Here is a 26300-nt window from a genome sequence, read left to right on the forward strand (position 1 = left end):
AACATCGGAGACTAAACAGTGGAATCTTTGCACCGATCGCAAAGACAATTCATTTCCAATTGCGGGCTGACCAAATGAAAACCGGCGCTTTCTACATTCTGTTTTAATGTATCAATGGTGGCCTGGTTAATGGTGATCTCTTCTACCCGCTGGCAATGACTGCAAATCAGAAACTGCGGTACGCCGTGATCGTGATCACAGGCAATGTGAGCACAGGCAATGTATTTATTGGCCAGGCTCAGTTTGTGCACCAGGCTCTCCTGCTGCAGGAATTCCAAAATACGATAGACCGACATCGGCGGCAGAGATTCACCGTATTCATCCCGGCAGAAATCCACCAGTTCATAGGCTGACATCGCCTTCTCAGACTTAAGCAAACCCGACAGCACCTGCTTGCGCTTATTGGTCAGTCGTGCCCCGTGCGCGCGACAACTGTCCTCGGCACGATCCATTATTTTATCCAGATTACTCATCCGCCAGCTTCCATCAGCACACTATTTGAATTGAATCCGATCAGAATCACCCTTTAAAACAACCGCTCCCTGACCAGCCTCACTGAGCCAGATAACCTTCAACCTTTCTATTCCGGGAAAGCGTTTGATCAAGGCAGTAGCCACAGACTCCACCTGCGCCGCATCAGAACACAGATACTGGTAATGCGCGGCTATCTCACTGTGGTCATCGTTTGCATGATCCTCATGATCATGACCCTTGTGATCATGGTGATTATCGTCGTCGAGCAAAGACGACACATCCACGTCCTGATGTTCGACCACACAATCACCACCAGAAATGGAAAAGAGGCTATCGGCTGACTGCAATACGGCTTTCGCCTGAGCTACAGCGGACAACTGAGACTCGGTTTCGGCCTTATGCTCGAAACCAACCAGATTGGCGGCTGGTGATTCCAGTGCAATTTCCAGAACCTTGCCCTCGAGCGCCAGAGTCAATTCCGCCTCACCGTGCAGATGAGCTGACTGCTCGTAGGTATCCTCATGGTCATGCTGGTTATGACTGTGACTGTGGTGACCGTGATGATTGTGATTGTCGTGATCATGAGAGCCCTCCGCCGAGACCAGAGGCACGATCATCAACACAGAGGCTATTACAAACACAAACCTGATCATTGGAGGAACTCCTGAGACTGAGACACAAAACCTGATGATACATCATATCATTTCAAACAATAAAGTCCTGCGAGCCTCAGCATAATGAGCCGCACCGCACGAGAGCCCCGCTAGCAACAAGGCACAAATTATCAGACATAAAAAAGGCGGGTTACCCCGCCTTTTTTATGTCTCTATTTGACTCAAGCTGGCTCCGCAGCGCCTTTTTCACTGGCCTCCTCGGGCGAAGCGTAATTACGACCCTCGACATCACCAAACAGGGACTCCAACGCCTTGGTCAACTTGTGGGAGGCCGCCAGATGAACCAGCGGCTTACGCGCACTGTGCGACTCCTTCATTTTCACTGAAGCCGGCAAGAAAGAAGCGTACACAGGCAGCTGATCACCATGGAGCACATCCACCAACTGTTGTGGCAAACGCGCCTGGCTGTTGTACTGGTTAACAACCACACCACCCAATTCCAGATTCGGATTGTGATCTTCTTTTAACTCAAACACGTTATCCATAAGAATATGCAGGGCATGCAGCGAGAAGCTATCGCAATCAAACGGGATCAATAATTCATTGGCCGCAATCAGGGCCGACTTGCTGTAAAAATTAAAATTCGGGGGCGTATCAATAAAGATTTGATCGAATTCAGCCTCCAGATCCTGTAAGGCGTCGCGCAGCTTATAAATCTTGTAGCGGCTCTCCAGATCTTTTTCGACATGGGCCAATTCCGGGCTGGCCGGCATCACAAACAGATTTTCAAACGGCGTCTCATGAACAAAATCAACCGGCTTGCGGCCACTGTTAAAAAAACCGGATTTCTGGCTCAGATAATGGGCCACAGTAGCTTCAGACCACTCAGCATCATCAAAACCCAGATAATGGCTGCTGTTACCCTGAACATCCAGATCCACCACCAGGGTTCGATACCCCAGACTGGCACTGACGGCCGCCAGATTGCAGGTAATACTGGATTTGCCCACACCACCTTTCTGATTAAATACAACTCGAATCACGACATACCCCCGGGTGTTGACACCACTAAAACATCACAGCCAAATAGAAATTGAGACAGAGACAACCCTGTAAACTTACGCCAACATCCTACAGAAAACCGACACTAAAACAATGGCCGAAACCACCCAAGCCACTTGTTGCAGGAGGTCGCAACAGAGGAAATCAGACGGAAAACACAAAACCACCAAACTCCAGCGCCATCAGCAGTGCGTCCTCCCGCCCTGTAGGTGCAGGGTAATAACCTTCACGACACCCCACCTCGACAAAACCAACCGACTGATACAGGGCAATGGCTGGCGCATTGCTTTCGCGGACCTCCAGAAAAACCCGTCGCGCAAAGCCCTCGACCTGTGGCAACACCTCGCCCATCAAGAAGCGCCCCAATCCCTGACTATGGCAGGCCGGATCCACCACACAATCAAGCAATTCCGCCTCATCCACAACCGACGAAAAAACCGCAAACCCAAGAAGCTGAGGACCTGCAAACACCCCCCAGCAATGATGACGGGACAAGGCACTCTGCATAATGGACTCTGACCAGGGATAGGCATGCGCCTTAAGTTCCAGCGTCATCACAGAGTCAAGATCGTCCGCCTGTAAGGGCCTGACCAGTCTATCCACCACGACCAATCACTCTAGAGCAACCGCAGCGGCTGAATGGCATCCCAGGCCACCGCCTTCAACTCCGGCTGCTGCAGCATCTCGGCAAGGCTTGGCGCAACAATGGCACTGCAATTCCAGTCATCCAGACGTACTGCCTTGCCCAACAAACCCGAATAGGAAACTTCGGCAGTTTCCCCCAACCCCTCAATACCGTCCGGTAACAGGTAATGACAAGCGGAATCACCCAGCAACAAGAGATACTTCACCGGCTGCTGCTCCAGCTTGGCCGTCATCATGGCACTCATCATATGGCGGGCAGCCTGGGCAGATTTATCACTGAAGGCGTTGCCACCATAGGGCCAGCGAACCACCTCCAGTTTTGGCAAGGCGACACGGGGGTAACCCAACGCCGCCAAAATATTGGATAGCAGCGTATCCACAGGAAGAGCCAGCTCCGCCTGACGGCTGTCAACCACCAACAAATCCTCGGAAACTCGCCACAACCCCAAAGCAAAGCTGGCCTCAATTGATTCACCCTGAGGCACCACTTCAACAGATGGCAGGGGCTTGGATTCAACCGCCGCATCGTCCAGCAACTCAATGGCGGGCTTGATGTCAGGTTTCGAAACCGGTTTTTGAACTGCAGCTGACTCGGCCACAGCAGCTTCGGGCCTTATAGCATCAACCGAATCGAGCCCAGCTGATTCCGACTGTTGCGCCGACTCAGCGGCCACCTCGGGCTTAACAGCCCCAGATTCAACAACCTCTGGCTCAGCAACGACAGGAGCTTCGCACCGCACAGGCTCAGGCGCCACAGGCAGCAGCCAGCGAGGCATATAACTATCGATACCAATCGCCTCAAGATATTGCTGTCGCTGAGTTTCGTTAACCATGAATAGAATCTGAAGTCGCCATAAAAAAAGCCGGAGCACAGGGCCCCGGCCATGAATCATACCCTAAACCAGCAGAGTCAAAACAGTGCGTTAAACACCTTCGTGCTGGGGATGTGCCTTGGTGGAACCTGACTCAAGCAGGTTCAGCGCGTGCAAGTAAGCCTTGGCGGAGGCTGCCACCACGTCGGTATCGGCCCCGACACCATTAACAATCAAACCGTCACGAGCCAGACGAACCGTCACATCACCCTGCGCCTCGGTACCCGAAGTAATCGCATTGACCGAGTAAAGCTCCAGATCAGCGCCACTGTTAGCCGCCTTCTCAATCGCCTTGAAGGTGGCATCAACCGGGCCACTGCCCTCGGAACTGACGTCGATCTGCTCTCCAGACTTTTTCAATACCAGACTGGCCGAAGGCGTTGTACCTGTTTTACAGGTCACCTCCATACTTTTGAACGCGTAGATATCTTCACAGGCATCCGCAGTGCCATCAACCACCAGAGTCTGCAGATCCTCATCGAAAATTTCGTGCTTGCGATCCGCCAGATCCTTAAAGCGCTTAAAGACCTCGTTAAACTCATCCTTATCGTCAAAGCTGATACCCAGCTCCTCAAAACGCGCCCTGACCGCCGCACGCCCTGAGTGCTTACCCAATACCAACTTGTTGGTATTCCAACCCACATCCTGAGCCACCATAATTTCATAGGTTTCACGGTGCTTGAGCACACCGTCCTGATGGATACCGGACTCGTGGGCAAACGCATTGGCCCCCACAATGGCCTTATTGGGCTGAACCGGGAACCCGGTCACACTGGCCACCAGGCGCGAAGTGGGAACTATATGAGTCGTATCGATATGAGTCTCCACCGGGTAGAAATCCTTGCGGGTGCGCACCGCCATCACCAGCTCCTCCAGTGAGGCATTACCAGCACGCTCGCCCAGACCGTTAATGGTGCACTCAACCTGACGCACCCCATTCATCACGGCCGACAATGAATTGGCAACCGCCAGACCCAAATCGTTGTGGCAATGGGTAGAAAAAATCGCCTTATCGGAATTGGGCACATTTTCAATAACGCGACGGAACATACCGCCATACTCTTCAGGCGTACCATAACCAACGGTATCGGGAATATTGATGGTACCGGCCCCGGCATCAATTACGGCCTCGATGATGCGGAACATAAAATCGTCTTCAGAGCGGCTGCCGTCCTCCAGAGAAAACTCGACGTCATCACACAGATTACGCGCCATCTTCACCGCGTTAACCGCCTGCTCCAACACCGCATCCGGCTCCATCTGCAACTTGTACTTCATATGAATCGGCGAAGTGGCAATAAAGGTGTGAATACGACCGGCATTGGCATTCTTCAGCGCCTCACCCGCCCTTTCAATATCTGGCCGGACAGCGCGAGCCAAGCTGCAAACACGGGAATCTTTCACCGCTTCAGCCACTGCCTTGACCGACTCAAAATCACCGGGACTGGCAATGGCAAAACCGGCCTCAATGACATCCACCCGCATCATTTCCAGCATTTTGGCGATGCGAATTTTTTCTTCACGGGTCATGGACGCACCCGGGCTCTGCTCACCGTCACGTAAGGTGGTATCAAAAATAACTAACTTGTCTTTACTCATGGTATTTCCCCAACAGTGCCGCCACTTCAGCAACACAAACAATCAATATAAAAAAGCAGAAACATGAGCCGGAGGCTCGAGACGGATCACTGCAGTCGCAATAGATACTTTAGCAGTGCCACAAACAGGCGTGAGCTTCTGATCAGAAGCTGGGAATGTTCAATAAAAGCGTTCATCAATTATCAATCCGGAACGGCATCAAGGCCGGCTAATCTATGGTGCCACTATAATCAGGCCACCCTCTCATATCAATACACATCCTAATAAATGATCTTATTTAGGATGAAATTGCAATAAAAGAGCACCATAACCAGCCAAGCGAAAACATTATCCTAAAATAAATCAAAAACAAGAAGAAACAACCTTTAGCCTACCCCAAAAACAACAACGCCGGCTTGCGCCGGCGCTGAAAGTCTTTATGACTGGATTAAACCACCTTGATATGCCATGGCTCAAACCGCACACCCAGCTGATTATCCTGGGTGTATCGTATTTGCACATAACCCAGATCCTGCATGCGCTTGAACTCATCGGTTTCCGCAAACTGATCGGTAAAGTTGCGAGCACCCCAACCGACACGACCCACATCAAAATCACCAATGCCATGAAACGAGTGACCGGGAGGTGCCAGAGAACGGGAAGCTTTGGACAGGTTGTAATTTGAAGCCGCCGCCTTTGCCAAGAACAAATGCATCTGCTTGACGTTACTGCGGATACCGGAAGTCAGAATAATGTTGGAACCGATATCCTTCTTCAGCTTGTCGTAGTACGCCAGAGAATCTCCCCGGAACAGAAAATGCCCCGAGTAAGGCACCTTATAGGTATCGGCCTTGGCAATGCGATCGGTCAACTGATGAGACACCTTCTCTCCCAGAAAGCCGTAATCAGCCGCTTCGGTAAAGAAAACCTTCTCGATAAAATCCAACTCGCGCTTGGTAAATTCGCCCACCGAGTTATAACGCTTGGCAAACTTCAGGGCATCGTCAAAGGCCAGCACATTAAAATTGCCATGCCCGACCACCTTCTGAACCCGCTCAAGCCGAAGCAGAACCGACTGCATCAGGGCCCACTCGGATTCCGGCAGACGGATATCATCTTCGAACTCGCGCTCAAAGAAACGAACTTTATCTTCTATGGATGTAGCGACCAGCTTGCCACTACCTTCGACTGGGGCCTCAGAGTCAGCCACCGGCTCACTGGCAGCAGCCAGTGCATCATCCCCAAACTCCTCAGGAGCTGAATCATGAGCCAACTGCCACAAATAAGCGTTGGATCCAGTAAACGCAGCTCCAGCAAAAAAAACCGGTCAAAAGATCACGGCGATTCACGTAGGCAACCCCTTAAAAACAAACAAAGTCTAAGAAACGATCTTTATATGATCAAAATCTATTTATAGATCACAAGATATCACAAAACTAGGTCTGGCTCGACAATCCCCCCTCGTTATTTCGATGGGTTTTAACTATCACATCGATTGGGCAGAACCTGAATCCAGACCTATCTGATAGCGGCGCCAGGCCGCCCACAACAAACCGATAAAAATCTGTAAAGCCCCATACAACAAGAGGGTAAACAGAACAAAATCGCCCACCGGATCCATCTGCCCTGCTACAGCAGGAAACAGCGAAGCTTTAATCAGCAAGCCCAAATTGGTGTTGCGCACCGCCACCTCAACCTCGATAGCAACCGTATCCGGGCGTGACAATCCGGCCATAGCCGGCGGGATAGCCCCCACCAGAATCAACCCGACAAAAAAGCCGCCAATAATCAGCATATTGTCCAGACCAAAGGCCTCGGTATCCAGCCGACCCGCACCCGCCGAGCCAATCACAATCGCCACGATCACCAGCATTGAGCCTCTCACGCCCCACTTTGAGATAAGCTCCGCCCGCTTGGGAAAGAGGTGGTAGCAGAGCATACCGAGCATCAACGGCAGCAATAAAAAGACCGCAATTTCTATGGCAATCTGGGCCGCCGGCATTTCAAAATCGGCTGGCATATATTCACTGATCAGCAACCCCATAATAATGGGCGTAGAAACCAGACACCCAAGAGTTGTTACCGCCGTAATGCTGATCGACAGAGGAATATTTCCCCGTGCAAGGTAGGTATAGATATTGGAAACCGTGCCACCGGGAATGGCCGCAATCAGCGCCAGACCAACCAGCACTCCGGCCTCCAGACTGACGGTCTGGATAATCCCCCAGGTCATTAATGGCACCGCTATCAGCTGCACCATTAAGCCAATCAGAACGGCCTTTGGCTCACGTAAAACATCTCTGAAATCAGACACCTTCAGAGTCGCTCCCATACCCAGCATTGCCAGGGTCAGTTGGGTAGCAGCAAACCAGTATTCATTGGCCAGATACCAGGCAAACATACTCACATCTCAATTATCGTTATCTAGTTATTATGCCCACCTTAACAGGCAGAACACCGAAGAGCATTTTACCCTCCGGTGCGCAAAGAGAGTGCGTATTTTGCGGCCAGATTAACAGTCTTCTTCGCCCTAAAACCCCTGCAAGACAAGGGTTAAGATAATTTGAAGCGGGTTACGGAATCACTTAATTCATGGGCCGACTGCATGGTATCAGCGGCAAGATCACCGTTGCGTTTGGCCACTTCGTAATTTTCACGCGTGTGCTCTGACATCGCAGTGAGATTCTGGCTGATCTCATCGGCCACCTGACTCTGCTGCTCGGTTGCCGTAGCCGTTTGCACAGCTACATCGGAAACACGCATGGAAGCCTCGGTAATCTTCTGCAGTGCATCCAGAGTTTGCTGGGACAGGGCCACGGTTTCCTGTGTCGCATCATGCCCTTTGCTGATTGACTTAACCGCATCCTCTACTCCAGTTTGCAGCGACTCGATCATTTCCTGAATGCTCTGAGTGGAATCCTGGGTTTTACTGGCCAGTGACCTCACCTCATCAGCCACCACCGCAAAGCCTCGACCCTGTTCACCGGCTCTGGCCGCCTCAATAGCCGCATTCAAAGCCAACAGATTGGTCTGCTCAGCAATACCGCGAATCACATCCAGCACAGAGGCAATATCCGCTGAATTGGTCGATAAGCGCGAAATCACTTCCGCAGCCTGATTAACCGTTTGCGACAGACTTTCAATGGTGGCCACCGAATTCTGGGTTATGCGACTGCCCTCTTCCGTCAAACTATTCACCTCGGCAATTTCCGAAGCGGTTAACTGCGCGTTCTGAGCCACCTCTTTCACGGCGTACGACATTTCATTGACTGCAGTGACAATCACCTCGACCTTTTCTGTCTGCTTCTGGCTGATTTCACGCACTTGATCCGCCCCGCTATTAAGACGTCCGACACCATCGATCAACCCCGAAGAGCCATCGGCAATGGATCGAATCAGGGCCGTCAAACCGTCCATTAACGCATCCAGATCATGGGCCACCCGCCCAATCTCGTCTTTGCGGGTGGAGTGTATCCGGCGAGTCAGGTCACCATCACCACTGTTCAAACCTTTAAGCTCATGGGACAACTCTTCCAGAGCATCCGCCATGGCCTTGGGTGCCACAACACCGGCCACCAACATCAGAATAATCACCACACCACTGACAATCAGCAACACCATCTGGCTGCCATGAACCGACTCAGAGGTCATAACCCTCATTTCCCCACTGGCCAGATCCGCCGCTTCACCAGCGATATCGTAAAAGTCCCTGAGCTTGCCAAATGCCTTGAGCGAAGCACCCTCACTCAAAGCTTTAGCAGCAGACGAATCACCCGCAGCCATTAAATCAAACACTTTGGCTGCAGTATTTTTCCACTGTTTAAAACTCGCCTCGAAGCCATTCAGCTTGGCAATAAGATCAGGACTGTCACTCAACAGTGACTTGTACTTCTGCATGCGGTCATAAGCCTGTTGGGCGTTTTCTTCAAAATCTTTTCTGACCTCTACCGCAGGCGCGCTGCCCAGCAACAACTGCAGTTCTGCCACACGGGCCTGATACAGATCCCGGTCGGCATTCAATACAGCCGATATGGCCGGGTTAAATGATTGCGCAAACAGCAACATCCCGCGCTCGGTCTTTGACACCAGAGACACGCTCATCGCAACAACCACAATAAAAAACAGCGCGAGGCCACAGAAAGTGGCGCTGTAGCGCACCCGGATGCTATTAAAGTCCATAATGAAAACCTGATCAGTGGTGGGGTTGTTTCAGCATAGCCCAGTATCGGGCCATCCTCTGAACTTCATCGGCGCGCAGGCGCCCATCTTTAACCATTGCCCCCCAAGCAAGCGCACTGTCATAAAAGATTCACAAACCAGCAAGCCCAACGTCATCTCAACTGGCCACACTGTGGCATCCTCAAATCAGAGAGAAGCGTCACCATGAAATACCTGCTGGCGCAAATGGACTTGCACAACCACACATTCTTCCACCGCCTGTCACTTCAACAAGCGGGCTACCTAGCTGTAGCCAGTTTATTGCTGGCGATCCTGATCCAGATAGTCAGCCATGCTCACGCCAAACTGCCCGCGGGAACCACGCTGACCTTATCGGATTACCAACTGACAGTGCGGGCCTTGCCACTGACCGGAATAACCGAAAACGCCTCCGGCCTGAGCCACAATCAGGACACCGGGACACTGTTTGCGGTTATCAACAACCCCACCAAGATGATTGAACTGGACATTCACGGTCAGGTCTTGCGACACATAGACCTGCATGGATTCCACGATACCGAAGGACTGGTATACCTTGGCAATCAACGCTTTGCCATCACCGAAGAAAGACGACGCAGCGTCGCCATCATCACCATTGGCCCCACTACGCGCACCAGCTATCGCCAGGACGCCCAACTGCTGACGCTGCCATTGACGACGGGTAACAACAAAGGGTTTGAAGGCATCAGTTTCGATGCAAGAACCGACAGTCTGTTTGTGGTGAACGAAAAATCACCCAGAGCCCTGTACCAAATTACCGGCTTCACCCGGCAGGCAAAAGCGCAATCCGTTTCTTCCCTCTGGAATCTTGAAGAAAACAACTTTGGCAATCGCGATTTCTCCGGCATTCACTTCGATCCCGACACCAACAATCTGCTGCTGTTAAGTGACGAATCCAGAAAAATCAGCGAGGTGTCCATCGCCGGTGATCTATTGTCTGAGCTGAGCCTACCCAGAGGCTTCCCCGGTTTGCTCCCCGGCATCCCTCAACCGGAAGGCATCACCATGGACGACAATGGCAATCTCTATATACTCAGCGAGCCCAACCTCTTTTATCGCTTTGAGAGAAAAAATAATCGCGAAAGAAGCCGATAATAAAGAAAACTGTTCCTGTTTCGGTCTAGAATCAATACAGCCATCGATTTGATGACCCATTATAACAACAGGAGCAGTCATGCCCCGGCACTGTCGCACACCCAAGTCTCGTCCATCCTTTGCTGCGCTTGGCTTGAGCCTTATCATGTCGCTCACCCTCCTCTCGGGTTGCGGCAACAGCGATCAGGATCACACCATTCGAATTGCACTCAACCCCTGGCCCGGTTACGAATATCTGTATCTGGCCGAACAGAAAGGCTTCTTTAAAGAGGAAGGGGCCAATATCGAAATTGTTCAGCTCATGTCACTGAGCGATTCCCAAAGAGCCTATACCAACGGTCGGGTTGACGGGCTGGCCAGCACCCTGATTGAAGCGGTTCAGGCGGAACCACTGGGAGGCGCTCCGCTCTCGGTGATTCTGGTGTCAGATTTTTCCAATGGCGGCGATGTGATTCTGGCCAATAACGAAATCGACAACATGTCTGCTCTAAAAGGCAAAACCGTCGGTGCCGAGCTCTCATCTCTAGGGCTGTTTGTCCTACAACGGGCCCTGACCAGGCACGGAATGACTCTGGAGGATGTCCGTCTTGTCAACACCGAGCAGGCGCAGGGCCTAAACGCTCTACAACAGGGCCGCATTGACGCCTTTGTGACCTATCCACCGGAATCCCTCAATATTCTCAATCAGGGCGGTTACCAGCAAATCTTTGACAGCTCCGAAATCCCCTTTGAAATCATCGACACTCTGGCAATCGCCAAGCACATACTGCAAGCCAAACCCGAACTCCCGGGCCAGATACACCGCGCATGGCAAAAAGCGCTGGATTACACCAAACATAATCCCGATGACGCACTGCAGATCATGGCCGAACGACAAGGCATTACAGTTGAAGAGTTCCAGGCCGTCACCAACGATCTGTTTATCATCGACAGCAGCAGTCAGGCCAATCTACTCAACGACCCGCTTAAAATTGAAACCTCAGCCAAAGCTGTGTGTAAGACACTGGTGCACACAGGCGCCTTGCAAATCGACTGTAATCAAATGAAACCCATCGCCTGGAAAGGCGCCCAGTAAGAAAAACCCGTCGGAAATCCATGCTTAAAAAACGCACCCAATCACTGACCTTCAAACTCACGCTGCCCCTGATTGTTCTTGGCCTGATACTGGCCTGCTCCCTGTCCATCCTGATGTACAAGACCAGCAGCGAATACCTGAAAAATCAGATTCAATACAAAGGCCAGTACATCAGCGACAATCTGATCATGCTGATCGAATCGAAAATTCTCAACGATGAACTGATGAGAATCATCAGTTCCCTTGGTGCTGAGCGGGACGTTCGTCACGTTGCCATCATCAACAACAGCAATGGCACTCTACTGGCGGGCATTCACCATCAACATCTGGGTAAAAACTTCCTGCAAAATGCCAACCCCGACTTGCAGCGTTTTCTGAAAAAGTTTTTCGACAGTCAGGATAAAAGCTTTTCCGAATTTCAAGGCAATCTGTTTTACAAAGCAACCAACATCAACTTGATCGACCCCGGCAGCAACCGGTTGCGCCCACATACTCTGGTCATGGTTTACGACACTTCGGAAGCCATTGCCTCACTGCGCAATAGAACCCTGGCCTTGCTAGGCACCGCTTTTTTTCAATTATTTATAACCCTTGCGATCATTTACTGGCTGCAAAGAAAGATTCTGTTACGGCCACTGCATCAGGTTATTGACACCCTCAAACGTCAGGAAGAATCCGACACGCCAATTGTTTCTCAGATCAGCACCGGCGACGAGCTCGAAGACTTGTCAGAAAGCTACAACAAGTTGAATCAAACGCGCTTTTTAAAAGAACAGCAACTCAGTGAAGCGCGCAAACATCTGGACGATATCGCCAACCGAGCCCCCTACTTACTGGCCTATGTGGACAAGCAGCTGCGCTATCAATTTGCCAACAATAATTACTTTGACTGGATTAAAAGCCACAACCCGGCGATAGATACCGACTCCATTATTGAATCAAAACTTACCGCCCTGCACGGCACTGACATATTCACCAAACATGCCCACTACTTTGACATGGCTCTCGAGGGAGAAGAGCAATCTTTCACTGTGGAAACATCACTCGATGGAGACCAACCATCCACCCTGAAGGTCAGCTTGTGGCCCGAACTGGCAAAAAATCAAGAGACTCTGGGTCTGTTTATCACCATCGAAGATATCAGCCAGCAAATTGCCACCGAAGAGAAATTGCACCAGTACGCCACGGATCTGGAATTTCAGACCTGGGCTCTGGAAGACGCCAAGGAAAAAGCCGAATCCGCCACCCAGGCTAAATCCGAATTCCTCGCCAATATGAGTCATGAAATTCGCACCCCGATGAATGGGGTTATGGGCATGTTACGACTACTGGAAAGTGAATCACTCACCAATCAACAACAGCATTACGCGGACATGGCCAAGGCCAGCGCCAACTCGCTGCTGACTCTGATCAATGACATTCTGGACTTCTCCAAAATTGAAGCCGGCAAACTGGAGTTGGATATTATTGAGTTCGATCTGGTTGAGCTGTTGAGCGCTCACTCGGACTCTGCCTCATTCAGTTCTGAACAGAAGGACGTCAGCTTTTACTTTGATTTTCCTCTGGACTTTAATCACAACGTCATCGGTGACCCGGGCCGGATTCGCCAGATCATAACCAACTTCACCAGCAACGCCACCAAGTTTACCGAGTCGGGCTCCATCACCTTGAGCCTGACTGCCGAAGACAACCCCGACAGCGATAACCTGGACCTGACTTTGGCGGTGACAGACACAGGCATTGGCATTCCCGAAGACAAGCAGCACCAGATGTTTGACTCTTTTTCACAGGCCGATGCCTCCACCACCAGACAATATGGCGGCACCGGCTTGGGATTATCAATCGCCAAACAACTGGTGGAAATGATGCATGGCCAAATCGGCCTTGAAAGTGAGCTGGGCAAAGGCAGCCGCTTCTGGTTCAAAGTCTCACTCCCCAAAGGCAGCCAACAAAGCCCTCTGCGCTCACCAACCAGTCTTTCCGGCCTGGATAATGTGGCGATTTTTACCAACGACCAGAAACTCTGCCAGAGCCTGTCACAACAATTCGGACACCTCAATTTCAAACAGGTGATCATCGCAGAGCAACAACCACTGGGACAACTGCTCAACACCTTTGAAGACTTGTTGGAAAACCACAACAAACTGGTGGCGATCGACACCGAGTTATTACAGGAAGAAGACGATCAATCGCCTCACCTGTTGCGCTTCAAGAAACTCCTTCAGGAATCTAACCCGGCTCAAATCCTGCTACTGAATCACCACCATGGAAAAAATTTCCAAAGCGATTATGCCCATCAACTGATGCTACCGTCGACGCCCAGAAAATTACTGGCAAGCATTGAAAAACAGTCAACCACCCAAACAACAAAAGCCAGCCGCAGCCAGGTGTCTGCTGGCTCTCGAATTCTGGTGGTAGAGGACAATTTGATCAATCAACAGGTGGCACTGGCAACACTGGAAGAATACGACCTGCACGTGGACATCGCCGACAACGGCAAGGTCGCCCTGACCACTCTGGAACAGGCAGAGTCACCCTATCAACTGGTCTTTATGGATTGCCAGATGCCCATCATGGATGGCTTTCAGGCAACTCGGGCAATCCGCCGAGGTGAAGCCGGAACCGCCAACACCGACATCGCCATTGTCGCCATGACCGCCAACGCCATGAAGAAAGATCAGGAGGCCTGTCTTGAAGCCGGTATGAATGACTATCTGGCCAAACCCATTGACCCGGACAAGCTGGAACAGAAACTGGAAAAATGGCTACCTGAAAAAGTGGCGACCGTTGCAGACTCTCAAATCGAAAAATCGATCCCAGACAATAATTGCTGGGATCGCGATGCACTCTACAATCGTCTGCGCAACAAATCAGACCGGGTCGCCATCATGCTGAGAATGTATCTGGACGATACTCCGGCACGTATTACCGAGTTGAAACACGCCATTGACCACCAGGATGCCGACGAAGCAACCCGTCTGGCCCATGCCATCAAAGGAGTCTGCGCCAACCTTTCAGGATTGCAGATGTACGAGCTGATGAATCTGATGGAAAATGCCGGTAAGGAAGGCAACCTGCAACTGATGTCGCAACTGTGGCCGGATGTGGATCAGGCCGCTAATCACCTGAAGAACACCCTGCTAAGTGAACTGGATCAGATAGCACAAGCTTCTACCGAGGACGATCACTCGGCATAAATTCAGCGATCGTCTTCCAGTAACTGCTGCGGTTCAAACCCGGTAATCAACGCGCCCCAGTGCTTGCCATTCACGTACAGGGGAATCGATAAATCGTTCAACACCTGGCCGGTATCGCGGATAAAAGTTTGCAATAAAAATGGCGCTGTACTTGCTGCCCTGCGTATTTCTGCACGGCTGCCATTAAAAATTCGGCGATGCCGACTGTTGAGGTTATCCACTTCGAAATTGCCAGTCATTGGCTGAGACACCTTGGCGTGATGCACCGGCGCATAACCGTTTTTATCTACGGCAATGGCATAGATAAACTGCGGGTGCTGTTTGATAAAGCTCTCGAACAATGGCTGCATCGCGCTGGCAAACGCATCGACATAACCGACATTGTATTTTTCCGGCAGCTGCCCCTCATTGGCGCGAATGTAATCCTGATCAAACAGATTCTGACTTGCCGACAATACCTCAAGCTGCTCTGTGGTTTGCACGGCCCAACCACGCACAATCTGGATCATGTTTTCAAAACCGCCAAAGCCAATAATAAATTGCGACAACAACTCCTGACTCTGTTCAGTTGAAACCTCCAGATCTTCAGAATAGGTTCTGGAACCATCCATTTCTTCCGCAATCTGTCGTGCGATATTGGAAATATCAATCACACTCTGATGAGAGCCCTGATTGGTTTCAGCCAATTGATCAATGGCCGCCCCAATCCCGGACAACTGCTCACCCACCACCTGAAAATCCGTCACCAATTTGTCGAAGCGGGTATTGGCGGTGTCGACATGATCCACGGTTTTCGAAACGTGGCTCTGAATCGAATCGGCACTGCTTCTCGTTTCATCAACCAGAGCACTCATCTGGGCAATATTCTTGTCAATTTCTGTGGTGGCACTGCTGACTTTCTGCGCCAGACCTCTGACCTCATCAGCCACCACGGCAAAACCTCTGCCGGCCTCACCGGCCCTGGCCGCCTCAATGGATGCATTCAGGGCCAGCAAATTGGTCTGCTCGGAAAAATCCTGAACCATGGTCAGGATCTTGGAAATGTTATCGGAGTTATTGCTCAGCTGGCGGACCGTCTCCTGAAAATTCAGCGCCAGCTCCCCTACGTCAGATACCTGATGCAGCACTTTATCAAGATCCTGTCGTGACAGTTTGACTTCCGCTTGAGTGGCGTCATTGGTTTCACGGATGGTTGTTGCCGACAACGCAATATTATTGATCGCCAGTGTAGCCTCTTCGCTGGAGCGATAGACGCGGTCGGCACGCTGCTGTTGCTCACGCACGGATTCATCCACACCGGCCAGGGTTTTCTGCAGTCGGGTGGCACACAAGGCCACATTGACACTGCGACGACGCATTTCTGCAATCATCTGTTTGAGACTTTCGGCAAACTCATTGTAACTGCAGGCCATATCGGAAATTTCATCGCAAGTGTAAGCCGGCAGAGTGGCAGAAATATCGCCATTCTTGGTTTTGATATTGCTCAACACTTCGGTCATGGCCACCACCGGTTGCAGAAACAGGTGACGCATAAAAAAGATGGTAAACACACCGGCCAACAATGCCACCAACAACGTGGCGGCACCCAGACTCCAGAAATCATCCAACAATGTGTTCAACTGTTGTTGCTGTATTTCCGTCAATTGCAGGGATTCGATGACAACCGAGATTTCACCGGCGTAGTGATAACCGATCAACAGCAATGCAATGTGCGGCAACAACAGAAATACGACGTTGCCGGTAATTTTTTTCGACAACGAATTAAAAAATAAGCGCTCAATCGCACGATACCATGAAGCCATTGGCCCACCTGCCACAACATTTCAACAATGTGACCGGTAATCTTGCCCCAAGTTACTTTGCTGCACAGTACGACCATGGTCTAAACACTTACAATTATAATGGTTATTACCGCACTCAATTTAACGGTTCCCAAACACCGGAAATTTATCTGACAAACCAGTAGAATCACTCGGCATAAAGTCACAAACCGTTTCCACTATGGCAAACCTCAATCCGATCATTGAACTCAGTCTCGACATAGACGTCGGCAACGCCTCAACCAAATCCAGTCAGTTGCTGGCTGAGCATACCGGGTTGTCACAGGGACAAATAAAAAGCGCCATGCACAAGGGTGCGGTCTGGCTGGTGCGAGGACAGCGTAAACAGCGCCTGCGCAGAGCCAGTAAAACCCTACTTGCCGGCGACTGTCTGCAACTGAATTACAATGCCGAACTGCTCGAACAAACGGTTCCAGAGCCGCTGCTGATCGCCGACGAGGCAGACTACAGCGTCTGGTTCAAACCCTTTGGCCTCGCCTGTCAGGGCAGCCGTTGGGGCGACTTCGCCAGCATCCAGCGCTGGGTTGAAATTGAATTCAATAAAAGCAACAACCCCCGCCCGGTGTTTCTGGTGCACCGTCTGGATCGTGCCACCACCGGATTGATACTGCTGGCACACAGTAAGAAAGCCGCGCGCCTGTTCAGTGAGTATTTTGCCCAGGGTGACATGGACAAGCGCTACCAGGCCATTGTCCATGGCGACTTCAGCAACCAACCTAAGGATCTGAAAATAACAGAAGAGATCGACGGTAAACACGCCTGCAGTATTTTTAATGGGGTTCAATGCCAGCCACAGCGATCATTGCTTGATGTGCAATTGAAAACCGGGCGCAAACATCAGATACGGCGTCATCTCGCCGGCATTGGCTACCCGATTGTCGGCGACAGGCTCTATGGCACCGGCGAGAAAGATCACTGCGATCTGCAACTGCAGTCGGTCACACTGGCGTTCCTATGTCCGCTCAATCAGGAACAAAAACGCTATCAGGCTCCGCCCCAATTCCGACTTCAACTGCATCCTAAAAAAGACCCATAGCCGCAATCAAATTCCACTTTTTTCAGCTCTGATATTTGTTTTTAGGACGCTCGTCTTTTTCAGAAACACAGGCTGTTTCAAATGCTTTATTTAATAACAGCTTGATCTAAAACCGCCTCGATTCCCATTGTGATTACGTGCTAATGTCGAGTCATCCGTTTACAAAAAATCCTGAATTAAAGTGATCCTTTAACCGTCAGGGTATTGCCCGCCAAGCCAAAAGCACTGGCAGCGTTCACTTCTTTGATCATTGCGGACACGGCAATACCCTCCAGCAGGAGTATTGTTATGGGCCATTATCACGCCAGCCTGAAAGGCAGGGAGACAACCGTTCAACCGAGCCTCAGCATCCTCGGTGAAGACGGTCATTTACAGCAACCTCTGCCAGAATTCGTCACCGCCGAACTGCTCTTGTCGTTTTACAAAAGCATGGTTCTGACCCGCAGTTTTGATAAAAAATGTGTTGCCCTGCAGCGCACCGGGCAACTAGGCACCTACCCGTCTTGTCTCGGACAGGAGGCCATTGGCACCGGTATCGGCTACGCCATGCACCCCGAAGACATTCTGGTTCCGTACTACCGGGACCAGGCCACGCAATTGATACGCGGTGTCTCCATGGTGGAACAGCTGTTGTTCTGGGGCGGCGACGAGCGCGGCAACTGTTTTGCCAATGCCAGTCAGGATTTACCCAACTGCATTCCCATCGCCACCCAGTGCAGTCACGCGGCGGGCATTGCCAGTGCGCTTAAACTGCGCCAGCAGAAACATGCCGTGGTTTGCACACTCGGTGATGGCGCCACCTCCAAAGGGGATTTTCTGGAAACGCTCAATGTCGCCGGAGTCTGGCAATTGCCTTTGGTACTGGTAATCAATAACAACCAATGGGCGATATCCACGCCATCCTATTTACAGAGCGCATCCCGACATCTGGCCGATAAGGCTCAATTGGCGGGCATCGAGGGCATTCGCGTCGACGGTAACGATGTCATCGCTGTTTACAGCCAGGTTGCCATGGCACTGAAAAAAGCGCGCAGCGGCAAGGGACCGACATTGATTGAAGCCATCAGCTACCGGCTGGGCGACCACACCACAGCCGACGACGCCAGCCGCTATCGCAACAACGAAGACGTTAATCAGGCCTGGCAGCGCGAGCCGATAAAGCGCTTGCAGACCCTGCTGCATCAACAGCATTTCTGGAATCCGGAAGACGAAACCCAACTGCAGAGACACTGTCAGGAACTGGTAGAAAAAGCCGTGCAGCAATACTTGAACCTGCCACCACAGCAGCCCGAAGACCTGTTTGATCATTTGTTTGCCAGACTGCCCGACGCCTACCGACAACAGCGCGATGCGCTGTTACAAAAAGCCAGATTGCGCCACAACCACGGGGAGGGCTGAAGCATGCAAAACACAACCGAAAAACTGACCATGATTGAAGCCATCAATCTGGCAATGCAATACGAAATGCGCCACGACGAGGATGTGGTACTGCTTGGTGAGGATATTGGCCGCAACGGCGGAGTATTTCGCGCCACCGTCAATCTGCAACAACAGTTTGGCCCCCAGAGGGTCATCGATACGCCGCTGGCAGAAGCCCTGATCGCCGGCCTGACCGTCGGCATGGCCACCCAGGGATTGAAACCCGTGGCAGAAATTCAATTTATGGGGTTTATCTACGCCACCTTTGAACAACTGGTAAGTCACGCCGCCCGCCTGCGTCACCGCACCCGCGGCCGTCTGCACTGCCCCATGGTATTGCGCGCACCTTTTGGCGGGGGTATTCACGCCCCCGAGCACCACTCCGAGAGCACCGAAGCCATGCTGGCACATATTCCCGGTCTGCGGGTGGTTATTCCCAGTTCGCCTCGTCGTGCCTACGGTCTGTTACTGGCGGCCATTCGCGATCCCGATCCGGTTATTTTTCTCGAACCCAAACGGATTTATCGCGCGGTCAAACACAGTCTGGCGGACGATGGCGAAGCCCTGCCACTGGACACCTGCTTCACCCTGCGCCCCGGCGCCGATCTGACACTGGTGACCTGGGGCGCCATGGTAATGGAATCCCTGCAGGCCGCCAGAGCGATGGCCGAAGCCGGGATTGATGTCGAAGTCATTGATGTCGCCACCATCAAGCCACTGGATATGACCACCATACTGGCGTCCGTAAAAAAAACCGGACGCTGCCTGATTGTGCATGAAGCGGCACGCAGTTTTGGGGTCGGCGCTGAAATCGCAGCACAAATCGGCGAACAGGCCATGGCTTATCTGCAGGCACCGGTGGTTCGTGTCAGTGGTTACGACGCCATCATGCCGCTGCTGAAAAACGAAGATCTGTACATGCCCGACACCCATGACATCAGCGCAGCAATCAAACAATTGATGAAAGCGTAAACCCTGACCGAAACCGAGGAGGCTCTATGCGTTACTTCAAACTGCCCGATCTGGGTGAGGGTTTACAGGAAGCAGAAATTGTCGAATGGCAGGTTAATGCGGGTGACTGCGTCGCCGTCGATGACGTTTTGGTGGTGGTGGAAACCGCCAAGGCACTGGTGGAAATCCCATCACCTCAGGCCGGTGTTATTGCGCGCTGTTTCGGGCAGGCTGGTGACTTTATTCATATCGGCGAACCACTGGTGGAATACGACAACGCCACAGACGAAGACACGGGCACCGTGGTTGGCGAAATCACTCAGACCGAAACCGATCCGGAGGAAGAAGATTTTTTTATTATTGGCGCCGCACCGCCATCCCCGCCCGCTGACGATAAAGATAACGATGTGCCTATACCAAACCCGCCAGCCATCGGCGGCGAGCCGCTGCGTGGTCCGCGCCGGGCCATGGCCAAAGCCATTGGTGCCACACAGGCTCACAGCGCCAGCGTTACCCTGTGTGAAGACGCCGACATAGAACACTGGGATAACAAGACCGACGTCACAGTACAATTGTGCCACGCCATGGTGGCCGCCATCAGACAACAGCCTTTGCTCAACGCCTGGTTTGACGAACGTCAACTGACACTGGCGCCGCAACCACAGATTGATCTGGCCCTGGCCGTAAACACCGATCAGGGCTTGTTTGCCCCGGTATTGAGAGACATAGCCAATCGCGACGACAGCAGTTTGCGCCAGGGGCTCAATGCACTTAGACAAGACGTCCACCAGCGCAGCATTCCGGTCCGGGAATTACAGGGTGCCACCATTGCTTTATCGAACTTTGGCACACTCACCAACAGCGACCAACGGCTCTTGTGTGGGCGTTACGCGACACCCATGATCATTCCACCGGCGGTCGCCATCATCGGTGCAGGCGGGATTCGGCAGGAGGCGAAAGTCATCGCCAACAGAGATGGAGAAAAAAATATTGAGGCGAGAAAAACCCTGCCACTGTCATTAAGCTTTGATCATCGGGTGGTTACCGGCGCGGAAGCCGCGCACTTCCTGAGCGCTTTTATTGCCGCACTGTAAAGCCTAGCCGTTATGAAAGACATCGCCGTTACGAAAAACACCGCCTTTACGAAAGCCCCAAACGTTACATCAGGCAATCATTTTCAGGGCCAGATAGGGCACCAGCGACAAGGTAATGGTGACAATTTTAAAGTGCCCCAGATAGTTGAAGTACAACACATTCAACTGGTCTTTTTCGACGCCGCAAAGCTTGCTGTGAATCTCTATGGCCCAGTCGCGAAACCAGTACAAAAACAAACTGGAGAACACCAGAAAAGCCGTATTAAACACCAGACACCAGCCAAAGAACGCCGTTACCGTTGGAAGCTCTAACATGATTATCCCCCGTTAATAGTTTTCCAGCCTCTGCAAGTCACCCGCTTCAAACTTCCAGTGTCTGGTCAAAAACAATGCCGGCTTTTCGCTGAAAGCCTGATCCACCTTATAAGTATAGTAAGCCAGCATCAGCTGGCCATAATCATCTGAGTGAATTGGCACACCGGTAATGGCCGACACAGAACCCTCGCCATAAATGGACATCTCTTGCAGCACAATCCGATCGCCCAGAAATTCCTCAGCCACAAACTGCCAGCCATCTGAATCCGTGCCGAGAAACACGTTCAAATAGTAGAGCACACCGGAACCACTCGAATTGTTTACCAACACCACGGCCCGATCCGGCACACCGTCATTATTGAGATCACCGCTGACCATTTTTTTCAGAGACAGCTCGCCTCCTTCCAGAGAGCCCAACTCAACCCTGTTACCACTGACCACATAGCCAGGCGCTGCATCATCACTGGCTGCCCCCGCTGCGGCAAGCCGAAGATCACCACTGCAAGACAGCAGCATCGAACCAAGTAACGTAAAAATAACAATTCTCAAAACAACAACTCTGAAAACCATATCGACTACCAATAAGCCGGATCAGAAAAAGCCGAAACGCACTGGGTCTGACCCGACATGGAAGGCACATCACCGCCCTCTAGCAATTGGGCCATCCAGCCAATCGGCTGACTCAAAGGATAAGGAGGGCGGATGCAGGATTCATCAATTTGCTGGAAACCGACACGGGAATAGTAATTGGGATCACCATAGGTAAACACCAGTTCGGCTCCGGCAATCTTGAGCTGATTCAGGCCATAGCGAATCAGCCGCTGGCCAATGCCGGTACCCTGAAGCTGGGTGGCAACCGCCACCGGTGACAGCAAAAAAGCCAGCGAGCCATCTGGCACGGTAAAGCGGCTGAAGAAAATGCACCCGGCAATACGATCATCAACACGGGCAACAAAGCCGAGCAGATCATCCACTGATGTTGTGGTGATCAGGTTGGCAACCAACTCACCGATAACCTTGCCCTCCGTCTCACCTTCGGAGGCGGCAAAAACATCGGTATAAAGCTGGATGACTGGCTGTGTTTGATCTTCAGTAAAGCGGTTTAGCTTCATGGGCCTGACTCCTGTAACAAGTAACCGTCCGACCAGCCCCGAAGCCAGCCCTGATCAGCCAAACTCGGCTTTGAGCTTTTCTGCCCATTCAATGTAGAGGTCGGCCTTATACTGACCACCATCCATACCGTAAGTTTCCGGCGAATCCAGCACCTTGCCTTTCAGCAATTGCGCGGTGGGCTTTTCCGCCTTCTTGCCATTGGGGGTTTTCAACAGATAGGGGACAGCAATCAATTTGTGCGGTGTACACAGGCGGCCAACCGAATCGGAAATAATGGCTTTGATCTGTTTGCCCAGAGCGTCATCCAGTTCTGTGCCCTCGGCCATCTGCAAAAACAAAATGGTGTGCTCACTGCCAATACTGTCCTGAAAGCTGGCCGCCAGGGAATCCACCACCAGTGACTGCAACTGCGGATGCGCCATGGCATCGTAAATTTGTTGGGTTCCGAGACGAACACCGCCCTGATTCAGCGTCGTATCACTGCGCCCTTCAATCACCAGCTGACCATCGTTCATCCACTTGACCGCATCGCCGTGACGCCACACGGTGCAACCCAAACCGGCAAAATGCTCGAAGTATTCCGACTGGTAGCGCTTACCGCCCTCGTCCTTCCAGAAATACAGCGGTCTTGAAGCAAAGGGTCTGGAAACCACCAGCTCCCCCACCTGATCTTCAGCCAAGGCGTTACCCTGATCATCCCAGACCTCGACCGCCATACCCAGCACCGGCCCTTTTAACTGACCCGCGTAGGTGGCAGCCAGCGGATTACCGGCCGCATAGCAACCGACAAAATCGGTGCCACCACAAATCCCGTTAATGCTCATACCCGGCTTGATGGCACGGTCAACGTAGTTAAAACCTTCTTCCGACAGAACCGAACCGGTGTACATCATCTGCCGCATGGCGGACAAATCCAGAGACAGAGTATCCACCGAATTTTTCATCCAGACATCCTGAATAATGGCCGCGGCAATACCAAAGTGGGTACAGCCGTACTCGGCGGCAAACTGCAACTGGGCATCCATCGCCGGGTACACCGGGTTGCCGTCGTAAATCAACAGAGTGACACCCTGCGCCAGCCCTCCGGCCAACCAGTTGAACATCATCCAGCTGGTGGTGGAGTGAAAAAAGAAACGGTCCCCCGGACGGGTATCACACTGTAACTGATGCTCAATACCATGTTTTAACAGGGTGCCACCGACACCGTGGACAAAACACTTTGGCTCGCCGGTGGAACCGGAGGAAAACAAAATCATCAACGGGTAATTAAATTCCCGACGGGTAAAGGCCAGAGGTGCCGGCTGGCACTGTTGCAACAATTCAGGCGCCAGATAATGCTTGCCCGACAGCTCATGCAAATCCGGATTCTCCTCCAGATTGGGAATAATCACCGTCGCTTCCAGATTGGGAATTTGCTGCTGCAGCTCAGCGACGATCGGCAGCCGCTCCTCGCGCTTGCCCGGCTGCCCCGGACGAGCCATATGGGTGTAGCCATCCACCGCAATCAGTACCTTGGGCTCAATCTGACGGAAGCGATTGGCAGTAGCCTGAGCTCCCATCTCGGTACCCACGGATGAAAAAATCGCCCCCAGCTCGGCACAGGCCAGCAAAATCACGTAGGCCTCAGGAATATGGGTCAAATAGGTGGAGACCCGATCGCCCTCTGCCACACCCAGCTTTTGCAACACCTGCACCCAGCGACTGACGTCATCGCACAGTGCCTGCCAACTCAGCACCCGATCACTGTCACGACCAACCACCCGGGAAATAATCGCCGGGTCCTGCGGGTGGGTTTTGGCGCGATTGAGCATATTTTCCGTGTAACTGATGCTTCCCTCGGGGAAGAAACGGCTTTCCAGCATATTGTCCGGCTGCGCCAGCACCCGGCTGCCCTTGTCGCCCTGCATCCCCATAAAATCCCAGGCGAGATCGTGGAAAGTCTCAAGCTCATCCACAGACCATTGATGCAGCTTCTGATAGGCCGGCCCGCCCAGCTCGCCAAAATCCAGTCCCGTGCGCTTTGCCACGAAGTCCACAAACTCGCCACAACGGGTTTCACTCATGTCCGCAACAGACAGACAATGCAATGCTTTGGATTCAGCCATTCAAACGCCCCCACAGGTTCAGCCGTACTATCAGAGCACTAAATTATAAAAAAAAGCGCCTGAACCGGCATGGGATTTCGTGCCAAACTTATTCAACCTGTCAGCAACAATAAGGTTCATCAACATTCTTCAAATAGCACACACCTAATGCATGACTACAGTTGTCTGGCCATTAGCCTGGATTAACCCCATAAACTGCGAGTTAATTTCAGGAAGGAGTTTTTCATGCTTTTGATGAATCGCCGGATAATAGAAATAGGAAGCAACTCTTCCCGCACCGTAAATCGATGAATTCAACGGTACCCTTTGGATGTGCTCATTGACCAAGCGTTGAAAATCAACAAACAGGTCTAACTTTCCGGAACTTAGCATCGTTAAGCCGGTTCTCACGTCAGATACCGTAATAACTTGATCACTTATCGGTTCCAATTCTTTCTTCAAAATATTGGTACCGTTGACAATACCAATACGGTCACTCGGTGAAAAATCTTCGAATGTTCTCAATTGTCGACCGGGAGTATTGCTGTACACCTCAAGATGATCGATGACAGTGGGGACATCTATCATCAGAGCATTACGGCTGACTTGACGAAGATAGTATTCAGTTCGCGCGCAAGTGCCATCGATATTCCCTTTTTCAAGCTCAGTCTGTTCTCTGAGCCTTGTCATATGAACCATCCTGAAACCATATCCAATTTTCTCGAATATCTTTTCAGCAGCGGTTTTAAATCCATTATAAATATGCCCATTAAATTTTGTGGCACATCCAAAAATCATTTCGCTCTGATTATTCACCCGACCTATTTGGACATGTGGCTGAGCGACATCTCTCTTGTTAAGCGTGGATTTCAATGATCGGCTGAATGAATTCAGGTTTGGCCACCATTTTTCTGTCAGTTGCACATAACCAGACTGAGAATAAACAATGGCATGGCTCACAAAATTTTTAGCAAGCTTTTCATTATTTGACATCAATATCGCATCTGGCAATACCGCCAGGTCCACTACACCTGAAGCCAATGCTTCCATCAGCGCACCAAAAGAATCGAAGGGTACAATCTGACCATATCCCATTTTTTTTAATTCTACAGTTGCACTTTTGAATACGGGAATATACCCAACGGTAAGTCGGGCTCGGTCAGGCGAAATATCGACACCTCGAAACGCCATGGCATGCATCAACGTGGTCGCTGATGATTGTTGCAACGAAGCTACATTGGGTAACTTATGAAGTAATGAGAATTGTTTGTCCCGACCACAACTGCCATCAACTCGCCCTTCCCGCATCGCAATAATGGCTTCAGCTGGCTTCATCTGCTCAAATTCAACTCGATAACCAAGAGGACCCCAAGCTTCATTGTATAGATCAAGTAAAAAGTCTGACGCAACACTACCCGAGGCGAATGTACAACTGAGAGTCAAGGTTTGTTTGGACAATGAACTGGCATGCAACGCATGACTGAAAATTAATAAAAGAATACAAGACAAAGACTTCTTCAATTTCACTATAATTTATATCCTTATTAAATTATGCATCGTGCCTTTCATGCTAACTGGAAAACTGCCTTACCTATCCAGCACTTCGCCCTTAATCTT

22 protein-coding genes are annotated in these 26300 nt (G+C 51.4%); 7 read left to right on the forward strand and 15 right to left on the reverse strand.

Features of this window, described 5'->3' with window-relative positions; genetic code table 11:
* Positions 1-11 precede the first annotated feature (11 nt).
* The 9 genes from ACPXV9_RS00110 to ACPXV9_RS00150 all read right to left on the reverse strand — a co-directional run bounded on the left by ACPXV9_RS00110 (position 12) and on the right by ACPXV9_RS00150 (position 9424).
* Positions 12-452, reverse strand: a complete 441-nt coding sequence (locus ACPXV9_RS00110; protein WP_423893633.1) for a Fur family transcriptional regulator — start codon at positions 450-452, stop codon at positions 12-14.
* A gap of 42 nt (positions 453-494) precedes the next feature.
* Complete coding sequence (locus ACPXV9_RS00115; protein WP_423893634.1) at positions 495-1127, reverse strand: DUF2796 domain-containing protein; 633 nt, start codon at positions 1125-1127, stop codon at positions 495-497.
* Between the two features lie 182 nt (positions 1128-1309).
* Entirely contained in the window at positions 1310-2131 is an 822-nt protein-coding gene (locus ACPXV9_RS00120) for a ParA family protein (protein WP_423893635.1), read from the reverse strand.
* Between the two features lie 163 nt (positions 2132-2294).
* Positions 2295-2756, reverse strand: a complete 462-nt coding sequence (gene rimI, locus ACPXV9_RS00125; protein ID WP_423893636.1) for a ribosomal protein S18-alanine N-acetyltransferase — start codon at positions 2754-2756, stop codon at positions 2295-2297.
* Between the two features lie 11 nt (positions 2757-2767).
* The gene (locus ACPXV9_RS00130) at positions 2768-3628 is read right to left on the reverse strand and encodes a hypothetical protein (protein WP_423893637.1); all 861 of its coding nucleotides are present in this window, start codon (positions 3626-3628) and stop codon (positions 2768-2770) included.
* 90 nt (positions 3629-3718) lie between these two features.
* Entirely contained in the window at positions 3719-5266 is a 1548-nt protein-coding gene (locus ACPXV9_RS00135; RefSeq protein ID WP_423893638.1) for a 2-isopropylmalate synthase, read from the reverse strand.
* Positions 5267-5693: 427 nt separating this feature from the next.
* Complete coding sequence (locus ACPXV9_RS00140; protein WP_423893639.1) at positions 5694-6527, reverse strand: M15 family metallopeptidase; 834 nt, start codon at positions 6525-6527, stop codon at positions 5694-5696.
* A 204-nt stretch (positions 6528-6731) separates the two neighbouring features.
* Entirely contained in the window at positions 6732-7646 is a 915-nt protein-coding gene (locus ACPXV9_RS00145; protein ID WP_423893640.1) for a bile acid:sodium symporter family protein, read from the reverse strand.
* Between the two features lie 152 nt (positions 7647-7798).
* The gene (locus tag ACPXV9_RS00150) at positions 7799-9424 is read right to left on the reverse strand and encodes a methyl-accepting chemotaxis protein (RefSeq protein WP_423893641.1); all 1626 of its coding nucleotides are present in this window, start codon (positions 9422-9424) and stop codon (positions 7799-7801) included.
* Positions 9425-9628: 204 nt separating this feature from the next.
* On the opposite strand from ACPXV9_RS00150, the gene ACPXV9_RS00155 reads away from it, so the two are divergent.
* From ACPXV9_RS00155 to ACPXV9_RS00165, 3 genes are all read left to right on the forward strand, one after another.
* The gene (locus tag ACPXV9_RS00155) at positions 9629-10558 is read left to right on the forward strand and encodes an SdiA-regulated domain-containing protein (protein WP_423893642.1); all 930 of its coding nucleotides are present in this window, start codon (positions 9629-9631) and stop codon (positions 10556-10558) included.
* A 145-nt stretch (positions 10559-10703) separates the two neighbouring features.
* A complete protein-coding gene (locus ACPXV9_RS00160; RefSeq protein WP_423893643.1) occupies positions 10704-11633 on the forward strand; it encodes an ABC transporter substrate-binding protein in 930 nt (309 codons plus the stop codon).
* Positions 11634-11653: 20 nt separating this feature from the next.
* A complete protein-coding gene (locus tag ACPXV9_RS00165; protein ID WP_423893644.1) occupies positions 11654-14830 on the forward strand; it encodes an ATP-binding protein in 3177 nt (1058 codons plus the stop codon).
* Positions 14831-14832: 2 nt separating this feature from the next.
* On the opposite strand, the gene ACPXV9_RS00170 is transcribed toward ACPXV9_RS00165, so the two are convergent.
* Positions 14833-16632 (reverse strand): methyl-accepting chemotaxis protein, encoded by a 1800-nt coding sequence (locus ACPXV9_RS00170; protein ID WP_423893645.1) that lies wholly within the window; start codon positions 16630-16632, stop codon positions 14833-14835.
* 199 nt (positions 16633-16831) lie between these two features.
* Between ACPXV9_RS00170 and ACPXV9_RS00175 the strand changes: the two genes are divergently transcribed.
* The 4 genes from ACPXV9_RS00175 to ACPXV9_RS00190 all read left to right on the forward strand — a co-directional run bounded on the left by ACPXV9_RS00175 (position 16832) and on the right by ACPXV9_RS00190 (position 21171).
* Positions 16832-17707 carry an RluA family pseudouridine synthase gene (locus ACPXV9_RS00175; protein WP_423893646.1) on the forward strand — a complete coding sequence of 292 codons (876 nt, stop codon included), beginning with the start codon at positions 16832-16834 and terminating at the stop codon, positions 17705-17707.
* Positions 17708-17995: 288 nt separating this feature from the next.
* Complete coding sequence (gene pdhA / locus ACPXV9_RS00180; RefSeq protein ID WP_423893647.1) at positions 17996-19105, forward strand: pyruvate dehydrogenase (acetyl-transferring) E1 component subunit alpha; 1110 nt, start codon at positions 17996-17998, stop codon at positions 19103-19105.
* A 3-nt stretch (positions 19106-19108) separates the two neighbouring features.
* Positions 19109-20098, forward strand: a complete 990-nt coding sequence (locus ACPXV9_RS00185; protein ID WP_423893648.1) for an alpha-ketoacid dehydrogenase subunit beta — start codon at positions 19109-19111, stop codon at positions 20096-20098.
* A gap of 26 nt (positions 20099-20124) precedes the next feature.
* Positions 20125-21171: a 2-oxo acid dehydrogenase subunit E2 gene (locus ACPXV9_RS00190; RefSeq protein ID WP_423893649.1), complete on the forward strand. Its 1047-nt coding sequence runs from the start codon at positions 20125-20127 to the stop codon at positions 21169-21171.
* A 69-nt stretch (positions 21172-21240) separates the two neighbouring features.
* Here ACPXV9_RS00190 and ACPXV9_RS00195 read toward each other — a convergent pair whose 3' ends face one another.
* The 5 genes from ACPXV9_RS00195 to ACPXV9_RS00215 form a co-directional block, all read right to left on the reverse strand.
* Entirely contained in the window at positions 21241-21486 is a 246-nt protein-coding gene (locus ACPXV9_RS00195) for a DUF6868 family protein (RefSeq protein ID WP_423893650.1), read from the reverse strand.
* A 12-nt stretch (positions 21487-21498) separates the two neighbouring features.
* A complete protein-coding gene (locus tag ACPXV9_RS00200; protein ID WP_423893651.1) occupies positions 21499-22035 on the reverse strand; it encodes a hypothetical protein in 537 nt (178 codons plus the stop codon).
* Between the two features lie 26 nt (positions 22036-22061).
* Positions 22062-22598 carry a GNAT family N-acetyltransferase gene (locus ACPXV9_RS00205; protein ID WP_423893652.1) on the reverse strand — a complete coding sequence of 179 codons (537 nt, stop codon included), beginning with the start codon at positions 22596-22598 and terminating at the stop codon, positions 22062-22064.
* 54 nt (positions 22599-22652) lie between these two features.
* Positions 22653-24704, reverse strand: coding sequence for an acetoacetate--CoA ligase (locus ACPXV9_RS00210; protein ID WP_423893653.1), 2052 nt, complete (start codon positions 24702-24704; stop codon positions 22653-22655).
* A 144-nt stretch (positions 24705-24848) separates the two neighbouring features.
* On the reverse strand, positions 24849-26210 hold the full coding sequence (locus ACPXV9_RS00215; RefSeq protein ID WP_423893654.1) for a hypothetical protein: 1362 nt from the start codon (positions 26208-26210) through the stop codon (positions 24849-24851).
* Between the last annotated feature and the right edge of the window lie 90 nt (positions 26211-26300).

The organism is Candidatus Pelagadaptatus aseana, assembly GCF_040362265.1.
GTDB lineage: Bacteria > Pseudomonadota > Gammaproteobacteria > Pseudomonadales > Cellvibrionaceae > Pelagadaptatus > Pelagadaptatus aseana.

What these genes read in the sequence shown, in the direction of transcription:
- ACPXV9_RS00110 (WP_423893633.1), bottom strand. Translation starts at nt 452, where the DNA reads ATGGATCGTGCCGAGGACAGTTGTCGCGCGCACGGGGCACGACTGACC.
- ACPXV9_RS00115 (WP_423893634.1), bottom strand. Translation starts at nt 1,127, where the DNA reads ATGATCAGGTTTGTGTTTGTAATAGCCTCTGTGTTGATGATCGTGCCT.
- ACPXV9_RS00130 (WP_423893637.1), bottom strand. Translation starts at nt 3,628, where the DNA reads ATGGTTAACGAAACTCAGCGACAGCAATATCTTGAGGCGATTGGTATC.
- ACPXV9_RS00135 (WP_423893638.1), bottom strand. Translation starts at nt 5,266, where the DNA reads ATGAGTAAAGACAAGTTAGTTATTTTTGATACCACCTTACGTGACGGT.
- ACPXV9_RS00145 (WP_423893640.1), bottom strand. Translation starts at nt 7,646, where the DNA reads ATGTTTGCCTGGTATCTGGCCAATGAATACTGGTTTGCTGCTACCCAA.
- ACPXV9_RS00150 (WP_423893641.1), bottom strand. Translation starts at nt 9,424, where the DNA reads ATGGACTTTAATAGCATCCGGGTGCGCTACAGCGCCACTTTCTGTGGC.
- ACPXV9_RS00155 (WP_423893642.1), top strand. Translation starts at nt 9,629, where the DNA reads ATGAAATACCTGCTGGCGCAAATGGACTTGCACAACCACACATTCTTC.
- ACPXV9_RS00160 (WP_423893643.1), top strand. Translation starts at nt 10,704, where the DNA reads ATGTCGCTCACCCTCCTCTCGGGTTGCGGCAACAGCGATCAGGATCAC.
- ACPXV9_RS00165 (WP_423893644.1), top strand. Translation starts at nt 11,654, where the DNA reads ATGCTTAAAAAACGCACCCAATCACTGACCTTCAAACTCACGCTGCCC.
- ACPXV9_RS00170 (WP_423893645.1), bottom strand. Translation starts at nt 16,632, where the DNA reads ATGGCTTCATGGTATCGTGCGATTGAGCGCTTATTTTTTAATTCGTTG.
- ACPXV9_RS00175 (WP_423893646.1), top strand. Translation starts at nt 16,832, where the DNA reads ATGGCAAACCTCAATCCGATCATTGAACTCAGTCTCGACATAGACGTC.
- pdhA (WP_423893647.1), top strand. Translation starts at nt 17,996, where the DNA reads ATGGGCCATTATCACGCCAGCCTGAAAGGCAGGGAGACAACCGTTCAA.
- ACPXV9_RS00185 (WP_423893648.1), top strand. Translation starts at nt 19,109, where the DNA reads ATGCAAAACACAACCGAAAAACTGACCATGATTGAAGCCATCAATCTG.
- ACPXV9_RS00190 (WP_423893649.1), top strand. Translation starts at nt 20,125, where the DNA reads ATGCGTTACTTCAAACTGCCCGATCTGGGTGAGGGTTTACAGGAAGCA.
- ACPXV9_RS00195 (WP_423893650.1), bottom strand. Translation starts at nt 21,486, where the DNA reads ATGTTAGAGCTTCCAACGGTAACGGCGTTCTTTGGCTGGTGTCTGGTG.
- ACPXV9_RS00205 (WP_423893652.1), bottom strand. Translation starts at nt 22,598, where the DNA reads ATGAAGCTAAACCGCTTTACTGAAGATCAAACACAGCCAGTCATCCAG.
- ACPXV9_RS00210 (WP_423893653.1), bottom strand. Translation starts at nt 24,704, where the DNA reads ATGGCTGAATCCAAAGCATTGCATTGTCTGTCTGTTGCGGACATGAGT.